The organism is Klebsiella sp. C360 (assembly GCF_048822415.1).
In the GTDB taxonomy this organism is placed as follows: Bacteria; Pseudomonadota; Gammaproteobacteria; order Enterobacterales; family Enterobacteriaceae; genus Klebsiella; species Klebsiella quasipneumoniae.
This window is the reverse complement of the sequence record NZ_JBMEZZ010000005.1, coordinates 67,131-89,559: the sequence shown is the minus strand read 5'-3', so window position 1 is coordinate 89,559 and position 22,429 is coordinate 67,131. Positions and strand designations below refer to the sequence as shown.

Sequence of the window (22,429 nt, the reverse complement as noted above, 5' to 3'; positions counted from 1 at the left end):
GGCCATGAGCCACGCATGTGGAATACGAAAAATTGCGGCTATTTTACCCATCAACGGGGGGGAGGCAATCAGTGTTTACACAGGAGCTGCTCCAGTTCGCTTAATGAGGTCACCGTCCAGTCCGGCTCGAGGTCCGCCGGCAGCTCGCGCTGATGCGCATTGAGCCAGCAGGTCGCCAGTCCGGCATTCACGCCGCCGCGAATATCCGACTCGGCGGTATCGCCGACCATTAGCACCCGCGAGCGCGGTGGGTTACCCGCCTGCGCCAGCGCGTAATCGAAAATGCGCGCGTCCGGTTTGGCGACGCCCACTTCTTCAGAAATAATCAGCAAATCAAAGTGATCGCGTAAACCGGTCCGCTCCAGACGAGTCTGCTGCAGCGAGGTGAAGCCGTTGGTGATGATGCCCATCTTGACCTTGCCCTGCAGCGCGTTGAGCAGAGAGACCGCGCCCGGCAGCGGCGCACAGATTTCCGCCATCGCATTCATAAACGCGTCGTTGAGTTCCCCCGGCGGCACATTCAAACGTTCCGCCCAGCTGTCAAAGCGCTGGTGCTGCAGCTGCAGCGAGGTGATGGCGCCGTTCTGGTAATCCACCCATAGCGGCTTATTCACGGCCTGATAGTCCTGAAAATCTTCGGCGGTAAAGGTCACGCTGTAGTCGAGAAACATCCGCTGCAAGCCGCTGAAAGAATCAAACGTAAACAGCGTTTCATCGGCATCAAAGAAAATCCAGTCCCATTTCATCGTATCACCTTGTCTTACATACTGATTGGCAGAGCCATAATAATGGCGTCTTCGCGCCCGTCGGCCGTCGGGTAGTAGTTGCGGCGAATCGTCGCCTCATTGAAGCCTAAGCTTTCATACAGCGCGATAGCGGCAACGTTGGAGGCGCGCACCTCCAGCCATAGCGTGACGACGCCGAGCCTTTCGACTTCGTCAATGACGTGTTCCAGCAGCGCTCGCCCCAGGCCACGGCGCTGGTAAGCGGGATCGACCGCGATATTGAACAACGTCGCCTCATCCAGCACCACTTGCGTAATGGCGAACGCCGCCATTTCGCCATCCACCGACAGCTGATAGTTGCGATAGCGTTCCCCCTGGTTACTGGCCAGGGTCTGTTCGCTCCACGGGAAAGCGTGGGCGCGGGTTTCGATTTGCCAGGCTCGGGTTAAATCAGCCGTGCTGAGGGTAGAAATCGTGTTCATGTGCGCAGATTTGTTGCCAGAGCGCCCTGCGAGCCGGCGCGCTGGTCTGGAGTTCATCAAAAGCGGGGGTGGACACCTGGGCGCCCGCCAGCGGCAGCGACGCCTCTGTGCCCAACCGCCAGCTGTTGCAGCGGCTGTCCTGCGGCAGCATCGCCACCCGCTCCGGGGTCAGCTGCAGGACCTGATCTGGCGTCACGGCCAGCGCGCGCAATACGTCGCCAATCAGCGGCTCTGTCAGCGACGGCGGGGTTTCCGCCACCATCACCAGACGAATATGTTCAGGAAGCGAGATAGCGATTTCGCCCTGCAACGCCCCCGGTCGGCGCAGCGACCACTGGGTAATGCCCAGCTGCTGTAGTTGCCAGTCTCGTCGGGATGTCATAGCGAAACACTCCTGTTAAACAAGCGCGCAATATAGCAAATCCGTCGTATCTGCGCCAACAAACTACTATAATCGGCGCCAGTCTTAATGAAGGAGTGTTTCATGTCCGCTTTTACCCCGGCAAGTGAAGTCTTGCTGCGCCACAGTGATGATTTCGAGTCCGCCCGCGTTCTGTTTGCCGGTGACCTGCAGGATGACCTGCCTGCGCGTCTGGATACCGCGGCCAGCCGCGCCCACACCCAACAGTTCCACCACTGGCAGGTTCTCAACCGCCAGATGGGAGACACCGTCCGTTTTAGCTTAGTGGCTGAGGCCGCTGACGTCGCCGAATGCGACACCCTGATCTACTACTGGCCAAAGAATAAACCAGAGGCACAGTTCCAGCTGATGAACCTGCTCTCTCTGCTGCCGGTGGGAAGCGACATTTTCGTCGTCGGTGAAAACCGCAGCGGCGTCCGCAGCGCGGAGCAGATGCTGGCTGAATACGCGCCATTAAACAAAGTGGATAGCGCCCGCCGCTGTGGCCTCTATCATGGCCGACTGGAAAAGCAGCCCGCCTTCGACGCCGATGCCTTCTGGGGCGAATACACACTGGATAATCTGACGATTAAAACCCTGCCAGGCGTCTTTAGCCGCGACGGGCTGGACGTCGGCAGCCAGCTGCTGCTCTCCACCCTCGAGCCGCATACCAAAGGGAAAGTGCTGGATGTCGGCTGCGGCGCAGGCGTGCTGGCCGCCGCGCTGGCCAGCCATTCGCCGAAAGTGCGCCTGACCCTGTGCGACGTCAGCGCCCCTGCGGTCGAAGCCAGCCGCGCGACGCTTGCCGCCAACGGCCTGGCTGGCGATGTGTTTGCCAGCAACGTCTTCTCCGAGGTCAATGGTCGCTTCGACATGATCATCTCCAACCCGCCATTCCATGACGGGCTGCAGACCAGCCTCGAAGCCGCCCAGGCGCTGATCCGCGGCGCGGTTCGCCATCTGAACAGCGGCGGCGAGCTGCGCATTGTCGCCAACGCCTTCCTGCCGTATCCGCAGGTGCTGGATGAGACGTTCGGCTTCCATGAGGTGATCGCCCAGACCGGACGTTTTAAGGTCTATCGCACCATCATGACCCGTCAGGCGAAAAAATAGTCGCCTTCTCACGCCGGCGGCCCGTTTCTGGTACCGCTGGCGCTTCCTGCGGGCAAATCCGCCCATTTTTGCAGCAATCGATACAACCTGCATAATTAACTATTGACGTGTCGCCGAAAACCACTAGAATGCGCCTCCGTGGTAACGATACTTTCATAGTGTCGATGGTATGCGAAGGTGGCGGAATTGGTAGACGCGCTAGCTTCAGGTGTTAGTGTCCTTACGGACGTGGGGGTTCAAGTCCCCCCCCTCGCACCATAATCCACGAAGATATTGCTCGCACTGGGCGAAGGTGGCGGAATTGGTAGACGCGCTAGCTTCAGGTGTTAGTGTCCTTACGGACGTGGGGGTTCAAGTCCCCCCCCTCGCACCAACGAGGCAATATCTAAAGAAAGAATACTGTGCGAAGGTGGCGGAATTGGTAGACGCGCTAGCTTCAGGTGTTAGTGTCCTTACGGACGTGGGGGTTCAAGTCCCCCCCCTCGCACCAATATTCTTCCCTCTCCCTGCGTTATCCCCTCAGTTTGATATCCACAAGCATCAGCATTATTCCACCAACCAGTGCAACGCACGATGGCAGCAGAATAAAATGGCGCAGTTGACGATGCCATATCATCGCCGCGGACATCAGCATGCCCACCGCGACCAGCGTCCGCCATACGTCAGCCGACACCCCGGCATACCCGAGAGCGACAATCAGCGCGCCGGGAACGATGACTCCCCAACCGCTTCCTAATGCTCGCTGCAGCATGGTTTCACCTCTCACAACGATAATGATAACCAATATCATATGATAACTTTTATCATTTGTCATTTGCGATGTGCTCTGCGCCTTATTCTTTACGTTCGCGGTAATGACATACATTCATGAAGGTGATAAATTAAGCGGATTATCGATATATATTAAATATTTTTCTTATTTTGCAAATAACCTTTTTTTGCACATTGTTATCAGACTCTTCATTTTTGGCTTTCATCATTTTGAAATTTAACGACTAATAATGATTCTTCCGATATGACTGCACAAACCTGGCGAGCACACTACGCACAAAAATATCAATATTCCTTACGGCTTTTTTTACTGCTTAATTTCATTTCATCCTCTCTGTCGCTGGTCACCCCCCTATTTACGGTAGTTCGTTTTACGCTGCCTTGCGCCCTGATCGTGGCCTGCAGCGGGTTGCTGCTGCTCTGGCACTGGAAATGGCCGCAATCGAAAATAAATATTCCCGCTATCTCGTTGTTATTTGGCATGCTATGGGCATGGCACGTAGTGACAAAGGCGATGCTATTGACACCGCCGCATTTTAACTATCTGGTGATCGCCCTATTAAGCATTCTGTTTATCGGCACCATCGCTTTTTCCAATAATATCACGGCCTTTACCCTCCACTCTTTACCGACTTTCCTTGCCTGCCTGATAATGGCGGAGGGGGAACAATGGTTGCGCATGACTTACTGTTTTATGCTGCCTATTGCCGGTATTACCCTGCAAAATATTATCCAGAAGCGCAGCGATGCCTTCACACAAGGATTAATGGATAAACTCATGCAGGAACGCAACACCCTCAACGATCTCAGTATGCTGGATCCTCTGACCGGTTTGTATAACCGCCGCGGACTGCAGAATCGCCTCGATACCCTGCTGGCGCTGGACGGCGACAACCACTTCGTGCTGCTCCTCGATATCGATCATTTCAAAGCCTATAACGATCACTATGGTCATATGATGGGCGACCAGGCGCTCATTCGCGTCTCTGCTGCTATTCGCAACGCCGTACGCTCGCGCGATATTGTCGCCCGCTTTGGCGGAGAGGAGTTTATGGTGCTGCTGACCAACAGCAGCGAAGAAACGGCCTGGCAGGCTGCCGAACGTATTCGGCAGCGGGTCTATGACCTGAAAATCCCGCATATGTTTAATGAGAGCGTCGCCACCAACGTGACCATCAGTATTGGCCTGACGCCGCTCATTGATGACAATATTGAGCAAGCGCTGGCGCGCGCCGACGGCGCACTCTATGACGCTAAGAATAAAGGCCGTAACATTATTCTGGCCAGTTAACCTGCGCGCGCCGCGGCATCGTGGCGCCGACAAAATTCTTGCCATGCCGCCTGCAAACAACTAATATCAGGAATCATTATCATTTAGATTTGTATCTGGAAATCGAATGGCCTGGCGTTCCCTTCCTCTCAGCGATGAACTTATCTGGCGGGCCCCTTTGCCGACGGCTGAGCGCGCCCTGGCGGAGAGTATTCGGGAAAAAATCGCCACCCTTCGCCCCCATCTGCTCGATTTCCTGCGCCTGGATGAATCCGCTCCAGGGCACGCTTTGACGCTTGCCGAGTGGTCGCGACCCACCGCCTTACGCTCCCTGCTGGCCACTTATTCCGATCATATCTATCGTCATCAGCCAACGCTGACACGGGAAGCAAAACCTCTGCTCTCGCTCTGGGCGCAATGGTATATCGGTCTGCTGGTGCCGCCGCTGATGCTGGCGTTGCTCAATGAACCACAGGGTCTCAGCCTGGCGCCGGAACATTTCCACGTCGAATTTCACGAAAGCGGCAGGGCGGCCTGTTTCTGGATTGATGTCCATAGCGATGCCGGTATTGAGAGACTGTCACCGCTGTCGCGAATGGATGCCCTGGTGATGCGCACCCTGCAGCCGGTTATTGAGGCGCTGGAAGCCACGGGCGAGATCAATGGCAAACTTATCTGGAGCAATACTGGCTATCTGATTAACTGGTATCTTGGGGAAATGCGCGCGCTGTTGGGGGATGAGCAGCTTGCCGCCCTGCGCCAGCACTGTTTCTTCGAAAAACAACTCGCCGATGGTCAGGATAACCCACTATGGCGAACGGTTGTGCTGCGTGAAGGACAGTTAGTCCGACGCACCTGCTGCCAGCGCTATCGCCTGCCGGACGTCCAACAGTGCGGCGACTGCACGTTAAAATAACGCCCTGTCTACAATAAGCAACGGGCGGCCTGTGGCCGCCCGGTCACTATTTATGCGGTCTGCTGACTCTCCTGCTCCGCCCGTTCAGCCTCTTCCGCTTCCTGAGCAAGCAGCTGCTTCTCATACACCTTAAAGAACGGGAAGTAGATAATCGCCGACACGCAGGCCAGAACGATGACCAGAATCGCCGCCCGGAAATCCCAGCCCAGCGCCCAGGCACCGCCAATCGGCGCCGGCGCCGTCCACGGTACCACGGAGATGACGCGGCCAATCAGATCCAGCTTCATTGCCGCCCAGGCCAACACCGCATTCACCATCGGCGCCAGCAGGAACGGAATAAAGAACACCGGGTTCATGACGATAGGCGTCCCAAAGATGACCGGCTCGTTAATGTTAAACAGGCTTGGCACCACGCTTAAACGCCCAATGGAGCGCAAATGCGCTGAGCGGCTGCGCAGATAGCAGAACACCAGCCCCATGGTGGCACCGGAACCTCCGACCACGATAAAGAAGGTCCAGAACGCCTCCATAAAAATATGCGGCAGAGGCGCGCCCTGGGCCAGCGCCTGCTGGTTCATACCAAGGTTGGTCAGCCAGAACATCTGCAGCATCCCGGAAACGATCGCCGCACCGTGGATCCCGGCAAACCACAGCAGGTGGCCGATGAGGACCGCCAGCAGGATCGCCGGCAGGGAATCGGCTGCTGAAACCAGCGGTTTGAAAATTGCCATAATGGCCTGCGGGATCAGCATGTCAAAATGGTGCTGAATAAACAGGCTCAGCGGATAGAGCGTCAGCACAACCACCAGCACAGGGATCAACAGATCAAAGGAATTTTTGATCATCGGTGGGACCTGATCCGGTAGACGGATACCGATATTATGCGCCTTGAGAAAACGCATCATCTCCACACAGTAGATCGCCACCAGAATGGCGGTAAAGATCCCTGTTCCGCCGAGGCTATCCACCGGCAGCGTGCCATTCGTCTTCGGCGCGGCAATCAGTAAAAAGGCCATGATCGACAGCATCGCGCACATAAAGGGATCGAGCTGATTGGATTTCTCGTAGTGCTTACCGAGGTTGTAAGAGATTGCCGCGCAGATGTAGATCGACATGATCCCCATCGTCATATCAAAGGGGGTCAGAATGCGCCCCTCAAACTCTTTTGCCAGATCCAGCCAGGCGCGGGCAAAACCCCAGGTGGTATCCGGGGAGAAAGGAGGATAAGCAAACACCAGCAGGAACGATCCGACGATCATAAACGGCATCGCGGAGATAAAACCGTCACGGATAGCCATGACGTGACGCTGCGATGAGATCCGCCCTGCTATGGGGCTTATGTAATTTTCTACAAAGCGAAATATCAAATTAAACGCAGCATGGTTAGCAGACATAGTAGCCCTCCTGACAGGCTATTGATACTGGCCCAACAACGATTACCCTGCCGTTACGATGACCGCTTATTGATGCAGCAGGCCGCGGGTGGATTACCGGCTATACTGCCCATAACACAACGATTCATACACGGCTCTTTTGTTATAAATAAAAGGAGAAGTGACTGTTCCAGTATTCATCTCAATGCAGATAACCGCAACCGGTTACTGTAACCGGTTACGGTGAATGTGAAGGAGATCGACAAAATAGAAAGAATCTGGATTGTCCGCGCTGATATTTACACTCCGCCAGGCTTGTGACAGATTTAACCAGCCTTAAATCAGGAGAATCCAATGAGTCTGCAGTCTGTACGGCAGTTTTTTGCCGAACACGCCCCCGATATCGAAATTATTGAGTTAAACCAGAGTACCGCCACTGTGGCGCTTGCCGCTGCCGCGCACAACGTTGAGCCGGGACAAATAGCCAAAACGCTGTCGCTCAAGATCAAAGATAAGATTGTACTGATCGTCGCCAGGGGCGATGCGCGGCTGGATAATAAAAAGCTGAAAGAGACCTTTGGCGCTAAAGCGCGTATGTTGAGCAGCGACGAGGTGGTAACCTGGACCGGCCATCCGGTTGGCGGCGTGTGCCCGTTTGGTCTGGAAAATCCGTTGGCCGTCTTCTGTGACGTCTCGCTCAGGCACTATCAGGAGGTGCTACCCGCAGCGGGAGCCATTCACAGCGCCGTTCGCATTGAACCGGAACGAATGGCGCAGCTCACCGATGCAACATGGGTAGACGTATGCATATAGCCGCGTTATGCCACCTGTTTAACGGCGCTGGTCGGGCCGCTTATCGGTAAATGCAGCAAGATATCCGCCGCGTTTAATAAACCAATGTCAGAGCGAACCCCGAGCTTGGTCATGGCGTTGAATTTATGCGCGCGGATGGTTTTAATGTTCCGGTTCAGCTGCACCGCAATTTCCGCAAGCGAATATCCCCACGACATATACCGAAGAATGGCGTGCTCCGTCGGGCTTAGCGGATCGTTGCATGCCTCTCTGCCGCAAAAGTGCTCTTTGCCGGCAAGGGAATGATTATCCAGCAGCTGTAACAAATGCTCCTGCAATCCGCGTCGCGGCGCGGATTTATTTAATATACCCTGCAGGCAGGCCGGCATTAAATGGCCGATCAGACGCATTTCGCTTTCATTATTAGCCAGAATAATCGTTTGTACTTCCGGTCGGATCCTCGCCATTTCGTGAAGAAAAAGCAGGCTCTCGGCTCTGGACGAACGACTCCCCGAAAGTGAAAAGATGATTGCTGACCATGGGAACGACGTTTCCACCGCCCTGAGCAAATTGATATTTTTAAAAAAATGAATGCGGTATTGGCTGCTCTCTTCACGGCTAAAGGTATAGCGCCAGGCCATTTCCGTCATCACACATTTTTCTACGATGGCGACATGACGGGTTGTGCTATTTTTTTCCATTCCATTTGTTCCCCGTAAGCTGAATTGATATTCAGCTCTTGCATTCCCTGCGCACTGTTGATCCAGGCATACATTTCAGCGTTGCTGCGTAGCGATAAACGACGCATTGCGCTATTTTTCTGCGCGCTAATCGTCTTATTACTCTTTTTCAACAGCGCGGCGATCTGGTTAATTCCCCATCCCTTCGCCAGAAGGCGCAGAACTTTCCGCTCTGACAGGGTCAGCATCGCCGCTGAGTGGTAGCTAGCGAAATCGCTGTCCACATCCCCGGTAAACAACGTACGGCTAATCTGCTCAGCCGCACGGCTACCGGCGCAAATCACCTCAATCAGCCGGTCAACCGGCTCGTTCTCGGAGATCAGCGAGCTTTCGGGACGAATTAAAAGCTCAACGGCTAATGGATAGAGGCTGTCGCTGACCATAAAAACCCAGTGAATATCTCGATACTGGGTCATGAGGGAGTAATAACGCTCGCAGACGGCCCGGGGTTGCGCAATCTCGCCGGAGATATCCGCAACGACCAGCACCGCTCGCCGCAGTTGTAAAAGGGTGAGCTCATCATGAGTGCGACAAAAACTGAGTTCGTAATCCGGGAGGTTCTCATTGAAGATCACCTTTAACCCTGACTGCATGACGGGGATTTTACTAATAACGACGCCAAACTTACCTTGTCCTGGTAACATAACACCTCCGCTTCCTGTCGAAGTTTCTTCGCTTGCCCGCAAACGATCGGCGAGTGACTCGATCGCCCTACCATTTACTGGATGAATATTAAAAGCATATTCATGGCCCGCGTACACGATATACTGCATGACCGAACCGTGGTCATATCAAGTAAATATTATTCCTGTGTATACTTGCGATGAATATTAGCACAGACGCCCTGCGCTAATAAATTAGAAAAGATAAAACCATTATTTAGCAAAAATAATTTCAGGCATGAACATTATGAAGCATTCTCTTTAATTGCTTCTCTAAATGCTTTAGGCGACATACCGCTATAGCGGCGGAAAAAGCGAGAAAAATAGGCGGCGTCGCTAAAGCCCAAATAATCAGAGAGTTGCGTTATCGTCATGCGGGTGTATTGCAGATTACGCCGCGCCTCAAGCATCAGTCGCTGATGCAATACCCCAAGGGCGCTACAGCCATAGAACTCGCGACATAAATAGTTTAAATGCGTGACCGACAGCCCAATCAACTTCGCATACTCCGCCAGCGGGAGGTGCTGTCGGTAGTGGCTCTCAATAAGCCGGGAAAAATGACGCATCATACTGCGCTTTCGCTCCGCTTTATCTTCCGCGGGCGGTGCGGGGCGGCACTGCCGGTTCAACCAGGCCAGCAGCGTCCCCAGCAGCGAATAAAGCATCATTTCCCGGGCATCATGATCGGCACTGTACTCCTCGCGAAGCGCTGAAAACAGCGTATGCATACGCCCCCGGGAACGCCCCACCGGCAGACACTGCGCAACGCTAAGCACATCCAGCGGTCGGCCGAACTGATTTTCAAAGCGGCTCAGCAGCGGCAGCGCCAGGGAGAGCACAAATCCGTGCGTTCCGGGTGAGAAATGAAAGCCATGAATGCAGAGGGCGGGCACCACCTGGATGCAGGACTCCGTCATCACCGAGGTGGCGCCTTCAATTTCGATCTCCGCCCGACCTTTATGCAAATAGAGGAGTTGGACCATTTCGGCGTGCTGGTGGACGCGAATATGCCACTGATACAGGCTGCTGCGCTGCAAAATCGACTCGCAGTGCAGCAGGTCCGGCGTCGGCCAGCCGCGCTCCTCGCCATACAGCTTAAATACCGGAACAGTTTGGACGGGCGGCATAGTGACTCCTGTTCAGTCAGACGACACGCTCCATGGGCAGGCCCACGTAGTTTTCCGCGATAGTGGTCAGCCCGGCGCGCGAGCCCAGATAGTAGCGGCGATCGGCCGCCTGCATTTTGGCGTCGAACTCGCTCTGCTGCGGGAAATCGTGCAGCAGGCGGGTCATGAACCAGCTAAAGCGTTCCCCTTTCCAGACCCGATCCAGCGCCAGTCGCGAATAGGTCGCCAGCAGATCGCTCCGGCCGTGATGGTAGTATTCACGCAGGATCCGCCACAGATAGTTCACGTCCGATGCCGCCAGGTTCAATCCTTTAGCGCCGGTCGGCGGTACGATATGCGCGGCATCCCCCACCAGGAACAATCGCCCATATTGCATTGGCTCCACGACGAAGCTGCGCAAGGGAGCGATGCTTTTCTCAAGTGAGTGACCAGTCACTAACTTTGATGACAGATCCTCCGGCAATCGGCATTTCAACTCCTGCCAGAAGCGTTCGTCCGACCAGTCCTCCACCTTATCGCTCAGCGGAACCTGCAGATAGTAGCGGCTGCGAGTAAGTGAGCGCTGACTACATAAAACGAATCCCCGCTGATGATGCGCATAGATCAGCTCCGGATTGACCGGCGGCGTATCCGCCAGCAGGCCTAACCAGCCGAACGGCCAGACGCTCTCGTAAGTCTTGAGGATGTCAGCGGGAATACTTTGCCGCGACACGCCATGGAACCCGTCGCAACCGGCGATAAAGTCACACTCCAGGCGGCAGAATTCACCTTCGCTAAGATAGGTGATCGTCGGCCGGTCGCTTTTTGCGTCATGGATAGTCACTTCGCTGACGCCGTACACGATCGGCGCGTCGCTGGCGGTCCGGGCAGCCATCAGATCGCGGGTCACTTCAGTCTGGCCGTAAACCATCACGCTCTTGCCGTCGGTCAGCTCGCTCAGTGAGACGGGCACCCGCTGGCCGTCAAAGAGAAACTCCACCCCATGATGCACCAGGCCTTCGACATCCATCCGCTGCGCCACGCCCGCTTCACGGAGCAGATCGACGGTACCGCTTTCCAGAATTCCCGCACGGATGCGCCCCAGCACATACTGCGGCGTTTGACGCTCGAGAATGACCGTGTGGATCCCGGCGTTGTGCAGTAGCTGCCCCAGCAGCAGCCCGGAAGGGCCAGCGCCAATAATCGCGACCTGTGTTTTCATAGGATTGTCTCACTTTTGCAGGGTTAATTATTTGTATAATTTTTGTTTAATAAAAGTGCTTTCCTGCATTTTTGATAAGTCAGACGGGAAAAAGAAGGGATGAATGGCGACAAAAATTGCACTTTTCACCAAACTGGCAAAAGTGTGGGACGCTTCAAATTCCGCCACCCCGGCGGACGGGAGATTTTTGCACATTATTTGATCCCACCCCCCTCAGCCGCCCCGGCGCTTCAGGTTAAAGTATCGGCAGATACCAGGCGTCGCGGACAGCAGAGGAAATATGCAGGTTGATCGGGCACAGCAGCGGGCAATCACACGATTATGCATCCAGTGTGGTCTTTTTTTGTTACAGCACGGCGCCGAAAGCGCGCTGGTGGAAGAGCTTTCAACGCGTCTCGGGCTGGCGCTGGGGATGGACAGCGTCGAAAGCGCCATCTCCTCCAACGCTATCGTCCTGACCACCATTAAGGATGGCGAATGTCTTACCTCAACGCGTAAGAATGTCGACCGCGGCATTAATATGCATGTGGTGACGGAAGTGCAGCATATCGTGATCCTCGCCGAGCATAAGCTGCTGGACTATCGCGACGTCGAGAAGCGCTTCGCGCAGATTAGGCCCCTGCGTTATCCCCGCTGGTTGCTGGTGATCATGGTGGGCCTCTCCTGCGCTTGTTTCTGTAAACTGAATAACGGCGGCTGGGATGGAGCGCTGGTCAGCTTCTGCGCCAGCACGGTGGCCATGTACATTCGCCAGGTGCTGACCCACCGTTCTATGCATCCGCAGATCAACTTCTGCATCACCGCCTTTGTGGCCACCACGATCTCCGGGCTACTACTGCGCCTCCCGACCTTTGCCAGCACCCCGACCATTGCCATGGCCGCCAGCGTCCTGCTGCTGGTCCCGGGCTTTCCGCTGATCAATGCCGTCGCCGATATGTTTAAAGGGCATATAAATACTGGCCTCGCCCGCTGGGCGATCGCCAGCCTGTTAACCCTTGCCACCTGCATTGGCGTAGTAATGGCAATGACCGTATGGGGGCTGCGGGGATGGGCATAATTTCGTTTATTTTCGCGCTGGCGGAAGACATGCTGCTGGCGGCGATCCCTGCCGTCGGGTTTGCGATGGTCTTTAATGTCCCGCAGCGCGCCCTGCGCTGGTGCGCGCTGCTGGGAGCCATCGGCCATGGTTCGCGCATGGTCATGATGAGCGCTGGTTTTAACATTGAATGGGCCACGTTTCTCGCCGCCCTGCTGGTGGGCTGCATCGGCATCCAGTGGTCGCGCTGGTATCTGGCGCATCCGAAGATTTTTACCGTCGCCGCCGTGATCCCGATGTTTCCCGGTATTTCCGCTTACACCGCGATGATCTCCGCGGTAAAAATCAGCCATTTTGGCTATTCTGAAGAGATGATGATTTTGCTGCTGAGCAATTTTTTAAAGGCCTCTTCGATCGTGGGCGCCCTCTCCATTGGCCTGTCGATACCCGGTCTGTGGCTGTATCGTAAGCGCCCTCGCGTCTAACCCCGGCGTCGCGGCAGAGCCGCGACGCTCCTTCCGCGACGGGCTCTGTGCTACTATGTGCAGATCACCCCACTCTTTGCAGTTCAGAGTTGAGATAGAGTTATGTCTTCGCGAATTTTAACCTCCCATTTTAGCGGCCTGGAAGAGTTCCTCCAGCAGCACGCGGCGCTGCTGGCGAAATCGACTGACGGCACCGTCGCCGTTTTTGCCAACAACGCCCCGGCGTTCTATGCGCTGACCCCAGCCCGGCTGGCGCAGCTGCTGGAGCTGGAAGCCAGGCTAGCGCGCCCCGGCAGCGACATCGCGCTTGACCCGCAGTTTTTCGACGAGCCCGCAGCGGCGCCGGTTGCAGTGCCGATGGGCAAATTTGCCATGTATGCGGCCTGGCAGCCGGACGCCGACTTTCAGCGTCTGGCCGCGCTGTGGGGCATCGCGCTGAGCCAGCCGGTCACCCCGGAAGAGCTGGCCGCTTTCGTCGCTTACTGGCAGGCGGAAGGTAAAGTGTTTCACCACGTGCAGTGGCAGCAGAAACTGGCTCGCAGCGTGCAAATCAGCCGCGCCAGCAACGGCGGGCAGCCGAAGCGCGATGTGAACAGCGTTAGCGAACCCGACAGTCATATTCCGCGAGGTTTCCGAGGATGAGCATGAAAAACGTTGGCGATCTGATGAAGCGCCTGCAGAAAATGATGCCGGCTCATATCGAACCGGCGTTTAAAACCGGCGAAGAGCTGCTGGCCTGGCAAAAAGAGCAAGGCAAGCTGCGTTCCGAAGCGCTGGAGCGGGAGAACCGCGCGATGAAAATGCAGCGCACCTTTAACCGCTCGGGGATCCGCCCCCTTCATCAGAACTGCTCCTTTGATAACTATCGCGTCGAGTGCGAGGGGCAGATGAACGCCCTCGCCCGCGCGCGTCAGTACGTGGAGGAGTTCGATGGCAATATCGCCAGCTTTATCTTCTCCGGCAAACCGGGCACCGGCAAAAACCACCTCGCTGCGGCTATCTGCAACGAACTGCTGCTGCGCGGGAAGTCGGTCTTAATCATCACCGTGGCCGATATTATGTCGGCGATGAAAGATACTTTCGGCAACCGGGAGACGAGCGAAGAGCAGTTACTGAGCGACCTCAGCAAGGTCGATCTTCTGGTCATTGATGAAATTGGTATGCAGACAGAGTCTCGCTATGAAAAGGTCATTATCAATCAGATCGTTGACCGCCGATCTTCATCCAAACGGCCCACCGGTATGCTGACCAACAGTAATATGGAAGAGATGAATAAGCTGCTCGGCGAACGGGTGATGGACCGTATGCGCCTGGGCAACAGCCTGTGGGTTATCTTCAACTGGGAAAGTTACCGGCACCGCGTCACCGGCAAGGAGTATTAAGAGATTTCCAGACGACGACGGCGTTATACTAAAGCGATTCTTCAGTCACGCTTATGAGTCCGTCTATGAAATCGTTAAAAAATGGCTTACTTGCCGCGCTTACCCTCAGCGCATTTACCCTCTCCGGCGCCCACGCCGCCTCCTGGCAGGATTCTCTCAACAGCGCCGCCAGCCAGCTCAGCGGCAGCAGCACCCAGGCCAGCGGCGGCGGAATGTCCATCTCCTCTCTGACCAGCCTGCTCAACGGCAGCAGCCAGTCGCTGACCGCCAGCAGCATGAATAACGCCGCCGGGATCATGTCATATTGCGCCAAACAGAAGCTCGCCTCGGCGACCAGCGCTGATAACGTCAAAAACCAGGTGCTGGATAAGCTGGGGCTCAGCACGCCGGAAAAACAAAAACAGGACACCAGCTATCTTGATGGCCTGCAGGGGCTGCTCAACAGCAATAATGGCCAGCAGCTTGACCTGAATACCCTCGGCAACAGTTCGCTGGCGAAACAGGTGAAAACCAAAGCCTGCGATCTGGTCTTAAAACAGGGCGTTAACTTTCTCTCCTGACGCAGAGGGCCAATGCCGCGTTTGTCGCCTTCGCGACGGCAGCGCGGCCTGAAACGGCTTTTTTCGCCTTTTTCTCGTTGCGCTTCCCCGCCCCGCCCGTTGCGACGCCGATCAAAAAAGGCAACTTCTAAACCAATTCTGAATAACTGCACACTTTCATGACGCTAGAATTGCAGCAAGATGGCGCTGCAATTACAGTGTGGCTTGAAAAGTAATCTGTTCTGCCAGCCGATAACTGGCGTTAATGAGGATGAGCTGTGTCAGAGTTGTTATCCATCGCCTTATTTTTAGCTTCGGTGGTGCTTTATGCCTGGAAAGCGGGTCGTAACACCTGGTGGTTTGCCGCCACGCTCACGGTGTTAGGTCTGTTCGTGGTGCTGAATATCACCCTCTACGCCAGCGACTACTTTACCGGCGACGGCATCAACGACGCGGTACTCTACACTCTGACCAACAGCCTGACCGGCGCCGGGATCGGCAAATACATTCTGCCGGGCGTCGGCGTGGCCGTCGCGCTGGTTGCCGTCTTTGGCGCCCTGGGGTGGGTGCTGCGCCGCCGTCGACATCATCCTCATCACGTCGGCTACAGCCTGGCGGCGCTGCTGCTGGCGCTGGCCTCGGTCGACGCCAGCCCGGCCTTCCATCAAATCAGCGAGCTGGTGAAATCGCAGTCGCGGGAAGGAGATCCGGACTTTGCGGCGTACTACAAAGAACCGTCGAAGCGTATCGACAATCCGCAGCTGAATCTGGTCTATATCTATGGCGAAAGCCTTGAGCGCACCTATTTTGATAACGATGCTTTCCCCAACCTCACCCCTGAGCTTGGCAGAATAAAAGATGAGGGCATTGATTTCAGCAATACGATGCAGCTGCCGGGGACCGATTACACCATCGCCGGCATGGTCGCATCACAGTGTGGCATTCCGCTGTTTGCCCCGTTTGAAGGCAACGCTTCGGCCTCGGTCTCCAGCTTCTTTCCGCAGAATATCTGCCTTGGCGATATCCTGAAAAACTCCGGTTACGAAAACTATTTTGTGCAGGGAGCTAACCTGCGCTTTGCCGGCAAAGACGTGTTTCTCAAATCCCACGGCTTCGATCACCTGTTCGGGGCGGAAGAGCTCAAAACCACGGTAGCCGATCCAACCTACCGCAACGACTGGGGCTTCTATGACGACACGGTACTCGACGAGACGTGGAAAAAATTCGAAGAACTGTCGCAGTCCGGAAAACGCTTTTCACTGTTCGCCCTGACGGTGGACACTCACCATCCCGACGGCTTTATCTCGCGTACCTGCGAGCGTAAACGCTATGACGTGGACGGTAAGAAAAACCTCTCCTTCAGCGCCGTTAGCTGCAGCCAGGAACATATCGCCGCGCTGATCGAGAAGATCAAAGCCTCTCCCTATTTCAAAAACACGGTCATCGTGGTCTCTTCCGATCACCTGGCCATGAAGAACAGCGCCTGGGATTACCTCAACAAGCACGATCGCAGCAATTTGTTCTTTGTCCTGCGCGGCGATCGGCCGCAGCAGGAGACCCTGGCGGTGAAACGCAACACCATGGATAACGGCGCGACGGTGCTGGATATTCTCGGTGGCGATAACTATATCGGCCTCGGGCGCAGCAGTCTCTCTGGCCAGTCGCTCTCCGGTATTTTCATGAATATGAAAGAGAAGGTCCTGGCCTGGAAACCCGACGTGATCCGCCTGTGGAACTTCCCGAAAGAGATGAAAAACTTCACCATCGACTCGCAGAAGAACATGATCGCCTTCTCCGGCAGCCATTTCCGTCTGCCGCTGCTGCTCCGGGTGTCGAACCAGCGCGTTGAACCGCTGCCCGAGAGCGAATACTCGGCGCCGCTGCGCTTCCAGCTGGCCGATTTCGCGCCGCGGGATAATTTCGTGTGGGTCGATCGCTGCTATAAAATGGGCCAGCTGTGGTCTCCTGAGCTGGCGCTCTCCACTGACTGGTGCGTCTCGCAGGGACAGCTGGGGGGTGAGCAGAAGGTCCAGCACGTTGATAAGCCACAGTGGCAAGGTAAGACCGCCTTCAGGGACACCCTTATCGATATGGAGCGCTATAAGGGCAACGTCGATACGCTGAAAGTTGTCGACAACGATATTCGCTATAAGGCCGACAGCTTCGTGTTTAACGTTGCCGGCGCGCCGGAAGAGGTGAAACAGTTTAGCGGCATTTCGCGGCCCGAGTCCTGGGGTCGGTGGTCCAATGCCCAGCTGGGCAGCGACGTGAAGATTGAATATAAAGAGCCGCTGCCGGAGAAATTTGATCTGGTGATCACCGCCAAAGCCTACGGTCCCAATGCCAATAAGCCGATCCCGGTGCGGGTTGGTCAAAGTGAGCAAGTACTTACACTGGTTAATGATGTGACCACCACGACGCTGCATTTCGACAACCCAACGCGCAGCAATACGCTGACCATCACTCCGCCGGACCCGCAGTCTACCAACGAGGGCAATATCCTCGGCCACTCCCCGCGTCAGCTGGGGATCGGTATGGTGGAGATCAAAGTGGTGAAAAGCGAAGGTTAAAGCCACCTTGCCCGGCGGTTTTTGGCGCCGGGCAACGGTTTCCGTGGCAGGGTGTTAACAAAACAGCGGCTTGAGGTCGTCAGCCGACAGTCCGGTAATTTTCTGTACCGTCTCTTTGTCGAGGCCATTCTGTAACATGCTGCCGGCAATGCGCAGCGCCTCACGCCGGCTCCCTTCCTGTAAGCCCTCAAGGCGCCCTTCCAGGCGCCCCTCCTGTCGGCCCTCATGCCGACCTTCCTGCTTAAGCTTTTGCGCGATAGACATCAATGTCTCCTCATACTGTGGCAGACGGCGGGCCAGCCGGCGGAGAAACACGCCCGGCTCGGCCGTGTTACCGTACTGCAGCATATAGTGAAACAGCATTCTCAACTGCCGGGGGTTAGTGTATCCCAGCATCACCACGGCCGCCAACGACTCCGTTATGCCGCTGAGATCGCGCTGGCGAATATGCTTTTGCATCAGCTCCAGCAGGGCGACCCGCCGATGCTGCACGATTTCATCGTCCGGCATGACCGTGACGTCGATCAATGGAAACTGACTGCCGTACAGCCTCTTCGCCAGCTGCGGGTCGGCAAATTCATCCAGCCAGTTGAGGGAAAAAGGATACGGACTGGTTGCGCCATGATAAAAAAGCATCGGCACCACCAGCGGCAGCGTTTTGTGCCCGGCGTCGAGGTGTCGCTGCATCGCGGCAATCGCATAGCGCATTAGACGAAAAGCCATATGATTATCCGGCGAGCTCTGATGCTCTATCACCACGTAAATATATCCCGCCCCGCAGGTGGTTTGCACCGACCACAGCACGTCCGAATACCAGGCGCGTAGATCCTCATCGATAAAGCTCGCCGATTGCAGCCTCAGAGTAGCGAAATCGCACCGCTGGCGGATCGCTTCGGGAAGATAGAGCATGAGAAAATCATTCGCCGTCTCCGGGTGGCGAAGAAATCGTTTAAACACCGCATCATGCGGCGTGGCGGTTATTCGTTTTTTCATGGCCATCCGCTTGCCTGAAAGAGAAGGAAAGCCGGACTCTACCACCGGTTTTTAACCGGTTGGTTTTGACGATGATTTTCTGGGAAGCGCCTCGGAGAATAGCGGAGCGGCCAGTCTGACTGGCCGCCATAGGCAAGATTTAGTAATCAAACTGCCGATAATAACGGCGGATATTCAGGTCGTGGCCGGTATGGTGCTCAAAGTGGGCCGCCAGCCGGTCCACCAGCAGAGTAGACACAACGCACGGCGCCATAATCCAGCGGAACGCATCATCAATGCCGTTCAGCGGATAGTCGCGCGGGTCGATCACCACCAGATGGTCAGTTATCTTTTCGGCAAAGCGTTCGACGCGCTCGTCCAGCGCCCGACATTTCCCCTCGCCCTTCACCAGAAACAGCGGGACCTCTTTTTCCAGCAGCTCCAGAGTGCCGTGGAAAAATTCAGCCGAGCTTACCGACTTGGTCCGCTTCCACTGCATCTCTTCGAGAATACACATCGAGAACAGGTAGACCTCACCCCACATTTCCGCGCCGCCAATCCACATCATATAGTCGCTGTCATGGTACTGCGCGGCAATGCTGTCCGCCTGGGGATCGAACTGGCGTTTGGCCTGCAGAAGATTTTCCGGCAGCAACTCGAGCTGGCTGGCAAAACGCGCATAATCCGCAAACTCGCCGTGACGATAAATGACACGGAAGAATAACCAGTACAGCAGCATATATTCATATTCCACGCCATTTTTGTGGCACATCGGAATATGCCAGCTGGCGGCGGCAGCCAATGGCGAATCGGCATGACGGGTAATGGCTACCACGCGTATCCCCTGCGCCTTGCACCATTCGGCAATGGCCACCGACTCTTTGGTATCGCCGGATTTGGATAACGTCACCACCACTGCATCTTTATTTAATTTTTTATGCCCGCGATGAATTAATTCCGCCGCCTGCTCAAGATAAACCGGCACGCTGGTTAATTCTTTGGCAAACTCATTAATTGCCATCATCGGAGCTAAAGAACCGCCTACCGAGGCGAAAAATAACGCGCTGCAGCCGCTGTCATAAATAGCGTCGGCCACGGTTTCAGCCTGTTTACGCGCAGCGATGATCTCGCGAGCACTGGTCAGGTACTCGTCCTGATTAAAACCCAACATAGTTTTCTCCTGAATAATCAGATTTTACTTTTTAATACGCGGTCAAAATCGTCGAAAATACGTATCGCCAGATCGATGCCTTTTAGCCCGGCGGTATGCCAGGCGAGCATCTGCACTGGGACAATCAGCAGCAGCGGCGCCAGGTGATGCTCGCACGGGCAGTTAAGCGCCAGCGTTTGTTCATCCTCTTCGTCCCCCAGCGTCAGCGTAAAGGCCTGGGCAATCGACGGCGCCATATAGTCGCGCAGCGCCCGGGTTCGCGCGTCCGGCGAGTCCTCCATAAACAGCATCACATGGCGGGCATTGGCTTCCAGATAGGGGCCGTGCATATAGGCTTCCAGCTCAAAGCCGCTGGAAGGTACCCGCACCGTCTCGGTAAATTTGGTTTCGAACTCTTTCGCCACGCCAACCAGCGCGCCATAGCCGGTGGCGACAAAGCGCTCGCCGCTCCGCAGCGTTTCGCTATGCCGGTCGATAAAGCGCGAAGTGCGGGCGATGACCTCCGGGATCGCCGCCGCCAGTCGCTGGAATTCGGCAAGATAGTGCTGCTCCTCGGCTTCACTGGCCTTCCCCTGGCTGCGAGCAATCATCAGCGCTATCAGCAGCAGATTGAGCACTGTCGCGCTAAAGCCGCGGGTGACAAACCCTACGCTCTCGATCCCGGTATTGATATCCAGAACGCCATCGCAGGCCCGCCCGGTCGGGCTTTGCGGGTCGGAGGTCAGGGCAAATACCGGCAGTCCTGAGGCCTGTACCTTACGCATCGCCTCCAGCGTCGACGCGCTTTTTCCGCTCTGGGAAATCGCCACCACCAGATCGGTATGCGGGTCGATAGTTTCGTAATGGGTAAAGTTGTACGGCTCTTTTATGTCCACCAGCACGCCAAAACGTTGTTCAAAGAAATAGCGCGCGCAAAGCGCGGCATTCAGCGACGATCCGGTCGCCAGCAGCAAAATACGCCGCACCGGCTGCTGGCGGGCGAAGGTCTCAATCGCCGCCAGCTTGCGCCGGTAGTCGCGCAGGATCTGCGCCAGACAGGCCGGCTCTTCGCTGATATAGGTCATCATTGTTGGTCGCATAGCTCACTCCCGTTAAAACAATCCGATCCACGAACCCAGAATGCCCACCAGCGCCATTCCGCCGATAATAGAGAGCGGTTTAACCTTCCGCCCCAGCAGCCAGTAGACGATGCCGAAACTCACCAGCGGCAGCATGCAGGGCAGAATGTCGTTGATGATGTCCTGCACCTGAGTTTTGGCCTCCCCGGCCCCGAAGGAGACAGGGATGGTGATATCGATCATTGAGGCGGTCATCGCCCCGACCACCATCAGGCCGATAATCGACGCCCCGTAGGTCAGGCTCTCCATCATTCCGCTCTTCTGGATCCGCTGCAGCACCCCGGTGCCCAGCACGTAGCCCCAGCGGGTAAAGCACCAGCGCACCAGAATGTGCGGCACGTTAAACACCAGCAGAAACAGGATCGGCCCGAGAATATTGCCCTTTAGCGCCAGGCTGGTGCCGATGCCGGTGGCGATCAGGCGCAGCGTTCCCCAAAAGAAGGAGTCTCCCAGCCCGGCCAGCGGCCCCATCAGCGAGGCTTTGACGTTATCAATCGCGTTGGCATCCATATTTTTCTGCTGGCTGTTTTTCTCCTCCATCGCCGTCGTGATCCCCAACAGCAGGGTGACGATATGCGGCGTGGTATTGAAGAACACCAGATGGCGTTTCAGCGCCCCGGCCAGCTCCTCTTTGCGCGGATAGAGCTTCTTCAGCACCGGGATCAGCGCGTAAACAAAGGCGAGATTCATCTGTCGCTCATAGTTCCACGAGAACTCCATCTGGAAGGAGCGCCAGAACACCCGGCGTAAATCTCGCGGCGTAATTCGCGCTTCTTCCTGCTCCTGCGGCTGCAGGGTCTCTTCAGAAATCATCTTCGTCGTCATCGCTGACTCCTTGTTCTGTCGTGGTACGAGGTGCGCTCAATGCGGTGACGTTAACCATCACCACCGCCACGATGGCGCCGAGAATGGCGATACCGGTCACCGGGATTTTCAAATAGGCCATCAGTACAAAGCCGAGGAAAAAGTACGGCGCCACCTTCTTGTTAATCAGCAACCTGGCGAGCATCGCGAAGCCGAGAGCCGGAATGATCCCGGTGGCCACGCTGAGTCCGTGTTTAATAAATTCCGGGATCGTATCGAGCAGGGATTTCACCGCGTTGCTGCCCACCAGGAATGAGACGGTCACCACCGTGGCAAGCATCAGCGACAGGCCGAATCCGGCAATCAGATGCATCCGCTCAATGCCGCGCGTATCCGCCCGTTCCGCATAGCCGTCCGCTTTCTGGCTGAGCAGCGGAATAAACATCCCCAGATAAACGTTTTTCAGGATCAGGGTCAGGGTGGCGATAGGCAGGCCGAGCAACAGCGCCGTTTCCGTGCCCGCGCCGGAGGTGATGGCGAACGCCACGCCGAGAATACCGCCGGTCACCACGTCGGGCGGGATCGAGGCGCCAACGGAGAACGAACCGATAAACGCCAGCTCCAGCGTCGCGCCCATAATGACGCCGGTCTGCACATCCCCCAGCACCAGACCGGTCAGCAGCCCGGTGACGATAGGCCGGGAAATCAGCGACGTTCCTAAGGCATATTCCGATTGCGCGATAAACGCCACCAGACCCAGTAAGAAAGCCTCTACCATAA

General features: G+C 56.0%; 25 protein-coding genes and 3 tRNA genes. 14 read left to right on the top strand and 14 right to left on the bottom strand.

Translation table 11 applies throughout. From position 1 onward, the window contains the following. Positions 1-68 precede the first annotated feature (68 nt). The 3 genes from yjjG to ACOI7D_RS15390 are packed head-to-tail and all read right to left on the bottom strand — an operon-like array spanning position 69 to position 1,589. Positions 69-746 (bottom strand): pyrimidine 5'-nucleotidase, encoded by a 678-nt coding sequence (gene yjjG / locus ACOI7D_RS15400; RefSeq protein ID WP_023291888.1) that lies wholly within the window; start codon positions 744-746, stop codon positions 69-71. Between the two features lie 14 nt (positions 747-760). Beyond that, positions 761-1,207, bottom strand: coding sequence for a ribosomal protein S18-alanine N-acetyltransferase (gene rimI / locus ACOI7D_RS15395; RefSeq protein ID WP_023291887.1), 447 nt, complete (start codon positions 1,205-1,207; stop codon positions 761-763). Beyond that, a complete protein-coding gene (locus ACOI7D_RS15390) occupies positions 1,176-1,589 on the bottom strand; it encodes a DNA polymerase III subunit psi (protein ID WP_004886506.1) in 414 nt (137 codons plus the stop codon). Before ACOI7D_RS15390 ends, rimI begins: the two co-directional genes overlap by 32 nt. Before the next feature lie 102 nt (positions 1,590-1,691). Between ACOI7D_RS15390 and rsmC the strand changes: the two genes are divergently transcribed. The 4 genes from rsmC (at position 1,692) to ACOI7D_RS15370 (ending at position 3,210) form a co-directional block, all read left to right on the top strand. Next, positions 1,692-2,720 carry a 16S rRNA (guanine(1207)-N(2))-methyltransferase RsmC gene (rsmC, locus tag ACOI7D_RS15385; protein ID WP_023291885.1) on the top strand — a complete coding sequence of 343 codons (1,029 nt, stop codon included), beginning with the start codon at positions 1,692-1,694 and terminating at the stop codon, positions 2,718-2,720. 171 nt (positions 2,721-2,891) lie between these two features. Beyond that, positions 2,892-2,978, top strand: a tRNA-Leu gene (locus ACOI7D_RS15380). 28 nt (positions 2,979-3,006) lie between these two features. Further along, positions 3,007-3,093, top strand: a tRNA-Leu gene (locus ACOI7D_RS15375). A gap of 30 nt (positions 3,094-3,123) precedes the next feature. Next, positions 3,124-3,210 (top strand) — tRNA-Leu (locus ACOI7D_RS15370). 21 nt (positions 3,211-3,231) lie between these two features. Here the strand turns inward: ACOI7D_RS15370 and ACOI7D_RS15365 are convergent. Next, positions 3,232-3,471, bottom strand: a complete 240-nt coding sequence (locus ACOI7D_RS15365) for a DUF1435 domain-containing protein (RefSeq protein WP_023291884.1) — start codon at positions 3,469-3,471, stop codon at positions 3,232-3,234. Positions 3,472-3,541: 70 nt separating this feature from the next. On the opposite strand from ACOI7D_RS15365, the gene ACOI7D_RS15360 reads away from it, so the two are divergent. The 3 genes from ACOI7D_RS15360 (at position 3,542) to fhuF (ending at position 5,677) form a co-directional block, all read left to right on the top strand. After that, positions 3,542-3,712: a hypothetical protein gene (locus tag ACOI7D_RS15360; RefSeq protein ID WP_072096669.1), complete on the top strand. Its 171-nt coding sequence runs from the start codon at positions 3,542-3,544 to the stop codon at positions 3,710-3,712. Positions 3,713-3,735: 23 nt separating this feature from the next. Continuing rightward, a complete protein-coding gene (locus ACOI7D_RS15355) occupies positions 3,736-4,782 on the top strand; it encodes a GGDEF domain-containing protein (RefSeq protein WP_044525300.1) in 1,047 nt (348 codons plus the stop codon). 106 nt (positions 4,783-4,888) lie between these two features. Continuing rightward, positions 4,889-5,677: a siderophore-iron reductase FhuF gene (fhuF, locus tag ACOI7D_RS15350; RefSeq protein ID WP_109546673.1), complete on the top strand. Its 789-nt coding sequence runs from the start codon at positions 4,889-4,891 to the stop codon at positions 5,675-5,677. Between the two features lie 50 nt (positions 5,678-5,727). Here the strand turns inward: fhuF and ACOI7D_RS15345 are convergent, their stop codons facing one another. Next, a complete protein-coding gene (locus ACOI7D_RS15345; protein ID WP_002887650.1) occupies positions 5,728-7,071 on the bottom strand; it encodes a PTS cellobiose transporter subunit IIC in 1,344 nt (447 codons plus the stop codon). Between the two features lie 333 nt (positions 7,072-7,404). Here ACOI7D_RS15345 and ACOI7D_RS15340 point away from each other — a divergent pair, with 333 nt between their 5' ends. Further along, complete coding sequence (locus ACOI7D_RS15340) at positions 7,405-7,863, top strand: YbaK/EbsC family protein (RefSeq protein ID WP_023291881.1); 459 nt, start codon at positions 7,405-7,407, stop codon at positions 7,861-7,863. Between the two features lie 5 nt (positions 7,864-7,868). Here the strand turns inward: ACOI7D_RS15340 and bglJ are convergent, their stop codons facing one another. The 4 genes from bglJ to pobA form a co-directional block, all read right to left on the bottom strand. Then, a complete protein-coding gene (gene bglJ, locus ACOI7D_RS15335) occupies positions 7,869-8,543 on the bottom strand; it encodes a DNA-binding transcriptional activator BglJ (protein ID WP_032454790.1) in 675 nt (224 codons plus the stop codon). Beyond that, positions 8,504-9,226: a helix-turn-helix transcriptional regulator gene (locus tag ACOI7D_RS15330; RefSeq protein WP_044525327.1), complete on the bottom strand. Its 723-nt coding sequence runs from the start codon at positions 9,224-9,226 to the stop codon at positions 8,504-8,506. Before ACOI7D_RS15330 ends, bglJ begins: the two co-directional genes overlap by 40 nt. 263 nt (positions 9,227-9,489) lie before the next feature. After that, entirely contained in the window at positions 9,490-10,371 is an 882-nt protein-coding gene (locus ACOI7D_RS15325) for a helix-turn-helix domain-containing protein (RefSeq protein ID WP_109546674.1), read from the bottom strand. Positions 10,372-10,387: 16 nt separating this feature from the next. Further along, a complete protein-coding gene (gene pobA / locus ACOI7D_RS15320) occupies positions 10,388-11,572 on the bottom strand; it encodes a 4-hydroxybenzoate 3-monooxygenase (protein ID WP_109546675.1) in 1,185 nt (394 codons plus the stop codon). A 280-nt stretch (positions 11,573-11,852) separates the two neighbouring features. On the opposite strand from pobA, the gene ACOI7D_RS15315 reads away from it, so the two are divergent. From ACOI7D_RS15315 to opgB, 6 genes are all read left to right on the top strand, one after another. Then, positions 11,853-12,629, top strand: coding sequence for a threonine/serine ThrE exporter family protein (locus ACOI7D_RS15315; protein ID WP_004886474.1), 777 nt, complete (start codon positions 11,853-11,855; stop codon positions 12,627-12,629). Beyond that, on the top strand, positions 12,620-13,093 hold the full coding sequence (locus tag ACOI7D_RS15310) for a threonine/serine exporter (protein ID WP_004886472.1): 474 nt from the start codon (positions 12,620-12,622) through the stop codon (positions 13,091-13,093). Before ACOI7D_RS15315 ends, ACOI7D_RS15310 begins: the two co-directional genes overlap by 10 nt. Before the next feature lie 102 nt (positions 13,094-13,195). Then, positions 13,196-13,735 (top strand): primosomal protein DnaT, encoded by a 540-nt coding sequence (gene dnaT, locus ACOI7D_RS15305; RefSeq protein WP_032454787.1) that lies wholly within the window; start codon positions 13,196-13,198, stop codon positions 13,733-13,735. Positions 13,736-13,737: 2 nt separating this feature from the next. After that, positions 13,738-14,475: a DNA replication protein DnaC gene (gene dnaC / locus ACOI7D_RS15300; RefSeq protein WP_025999144.1), complete on the top strand. Its 738-nt coding sequence runs from the start codon at positions 13,738-13,740 to the stop codon at positions 14,473-14,475. 65 nt (positions 14,476-14,540) lie between these two features. After that, positions 14,541-15,035, top strand: coding sequence for a DUF2501 domain-containing protein (locus ACOI7D_RS15295; protein ID WP_023291874.1), 495 nt, complete (start codon positions 14,541-14,543; stop codon positions 15,033-15,035). A gap of 257 nt (positions 15,036-15,292) precedes the next feature. Further along, positions 15,293-17,584, top strand: a complete 2,292-nt coding sequence (gene opgB, locus ACOI7D_RS15290; protein WP_023291873.1) for a phosphatidylglycerol--membrane-oligosaccharide glycerophosphotransferase — start codon at positions 15,293-15,295, stop codon at positions 17,582-17,584. Positions 17,585-17,638: 54 nt separating this feature from the next. On the opposite strand, the gene ACOI7D_RS15285 is transcribed toward opgB, so the two are convergent. The 5 genes from ACOI7D_RS15285 to ACOI7D_RS15265 all read right to left on the bottom strand — a co-directional run bounded on the left by ACOI7D_RS15285 (position 17,639) and on the right by ACOI7D_RS15265 (position 22,427). Further along, positions 17,639-18,583, bottom strand: a complete 945-nt coding sequence (locus ACOI7D_RS15285; RefSeq protein ID WP_072422418.1) for an Rpn family recombination-promoting nuclease/putative transposase — start codon at positions 18,581-18,583, stop codon at positions 17,639-17,641. 133 nt (positions 18,584-18,716) lie between these two features. Further along, the gene (locus ACOI7D_RS15280; RefSeq protein ID WP_032454785.1) at positions 18,717-19,727 is read right to left on the bottom strand and encodes an SIS domain-containing protein; all 1,011 of its coding nucleotides are present in this window, start codon (positions 19,725-19,727) and stop codon (positions 18,717-18,719) included. A 17-nt stretch (positions 19,728-19,744) separates the two neighbouring features. Beyond that, on the bottom strand, positions 19,745-20,806 hold the full coding sequence (locus ACOI7D_RS15275) for an SIS domain-containing protein (RefSeq protein ID WP_065883273.1): 1,062 nt from the start codon (positions 20,804-20,806) through the stop codon (positions 19,745-19,747). Positions 20,807-20,818: 12 nt separating this feature from the next. Beyond that, positions 20,819-21,670: a PTS system mannose/fructose/sorbose family transporter subunit IID gene (locus tag ACOI7D_RS15270; RefSeq protein WP_023291869.1), complete on the bottom strand. Its 852-nt coding sequence runs from the start codon at positions 21,668-21,670 to the stop codon at positions 20,819-20,821. After that, a complete protein-coding gene (locus ACOI7D_RS15265) occupies positions 21,648-22,427 on the bottom strand; it encodes a PTS mannose/fructose/sorbose/N-acetylgalactosamine transporter subunit IIC (protein WP_072422421.1) in 780 nt (259 codons plus the stop codon). The genes ACOI7D_RS15270 and ACOI7D_RS15265 overlap by 23 nt, the downstream gene beginning before the upstream one ends. Positions 22,428-22,429: the final 2 nt, after the last annotated feature.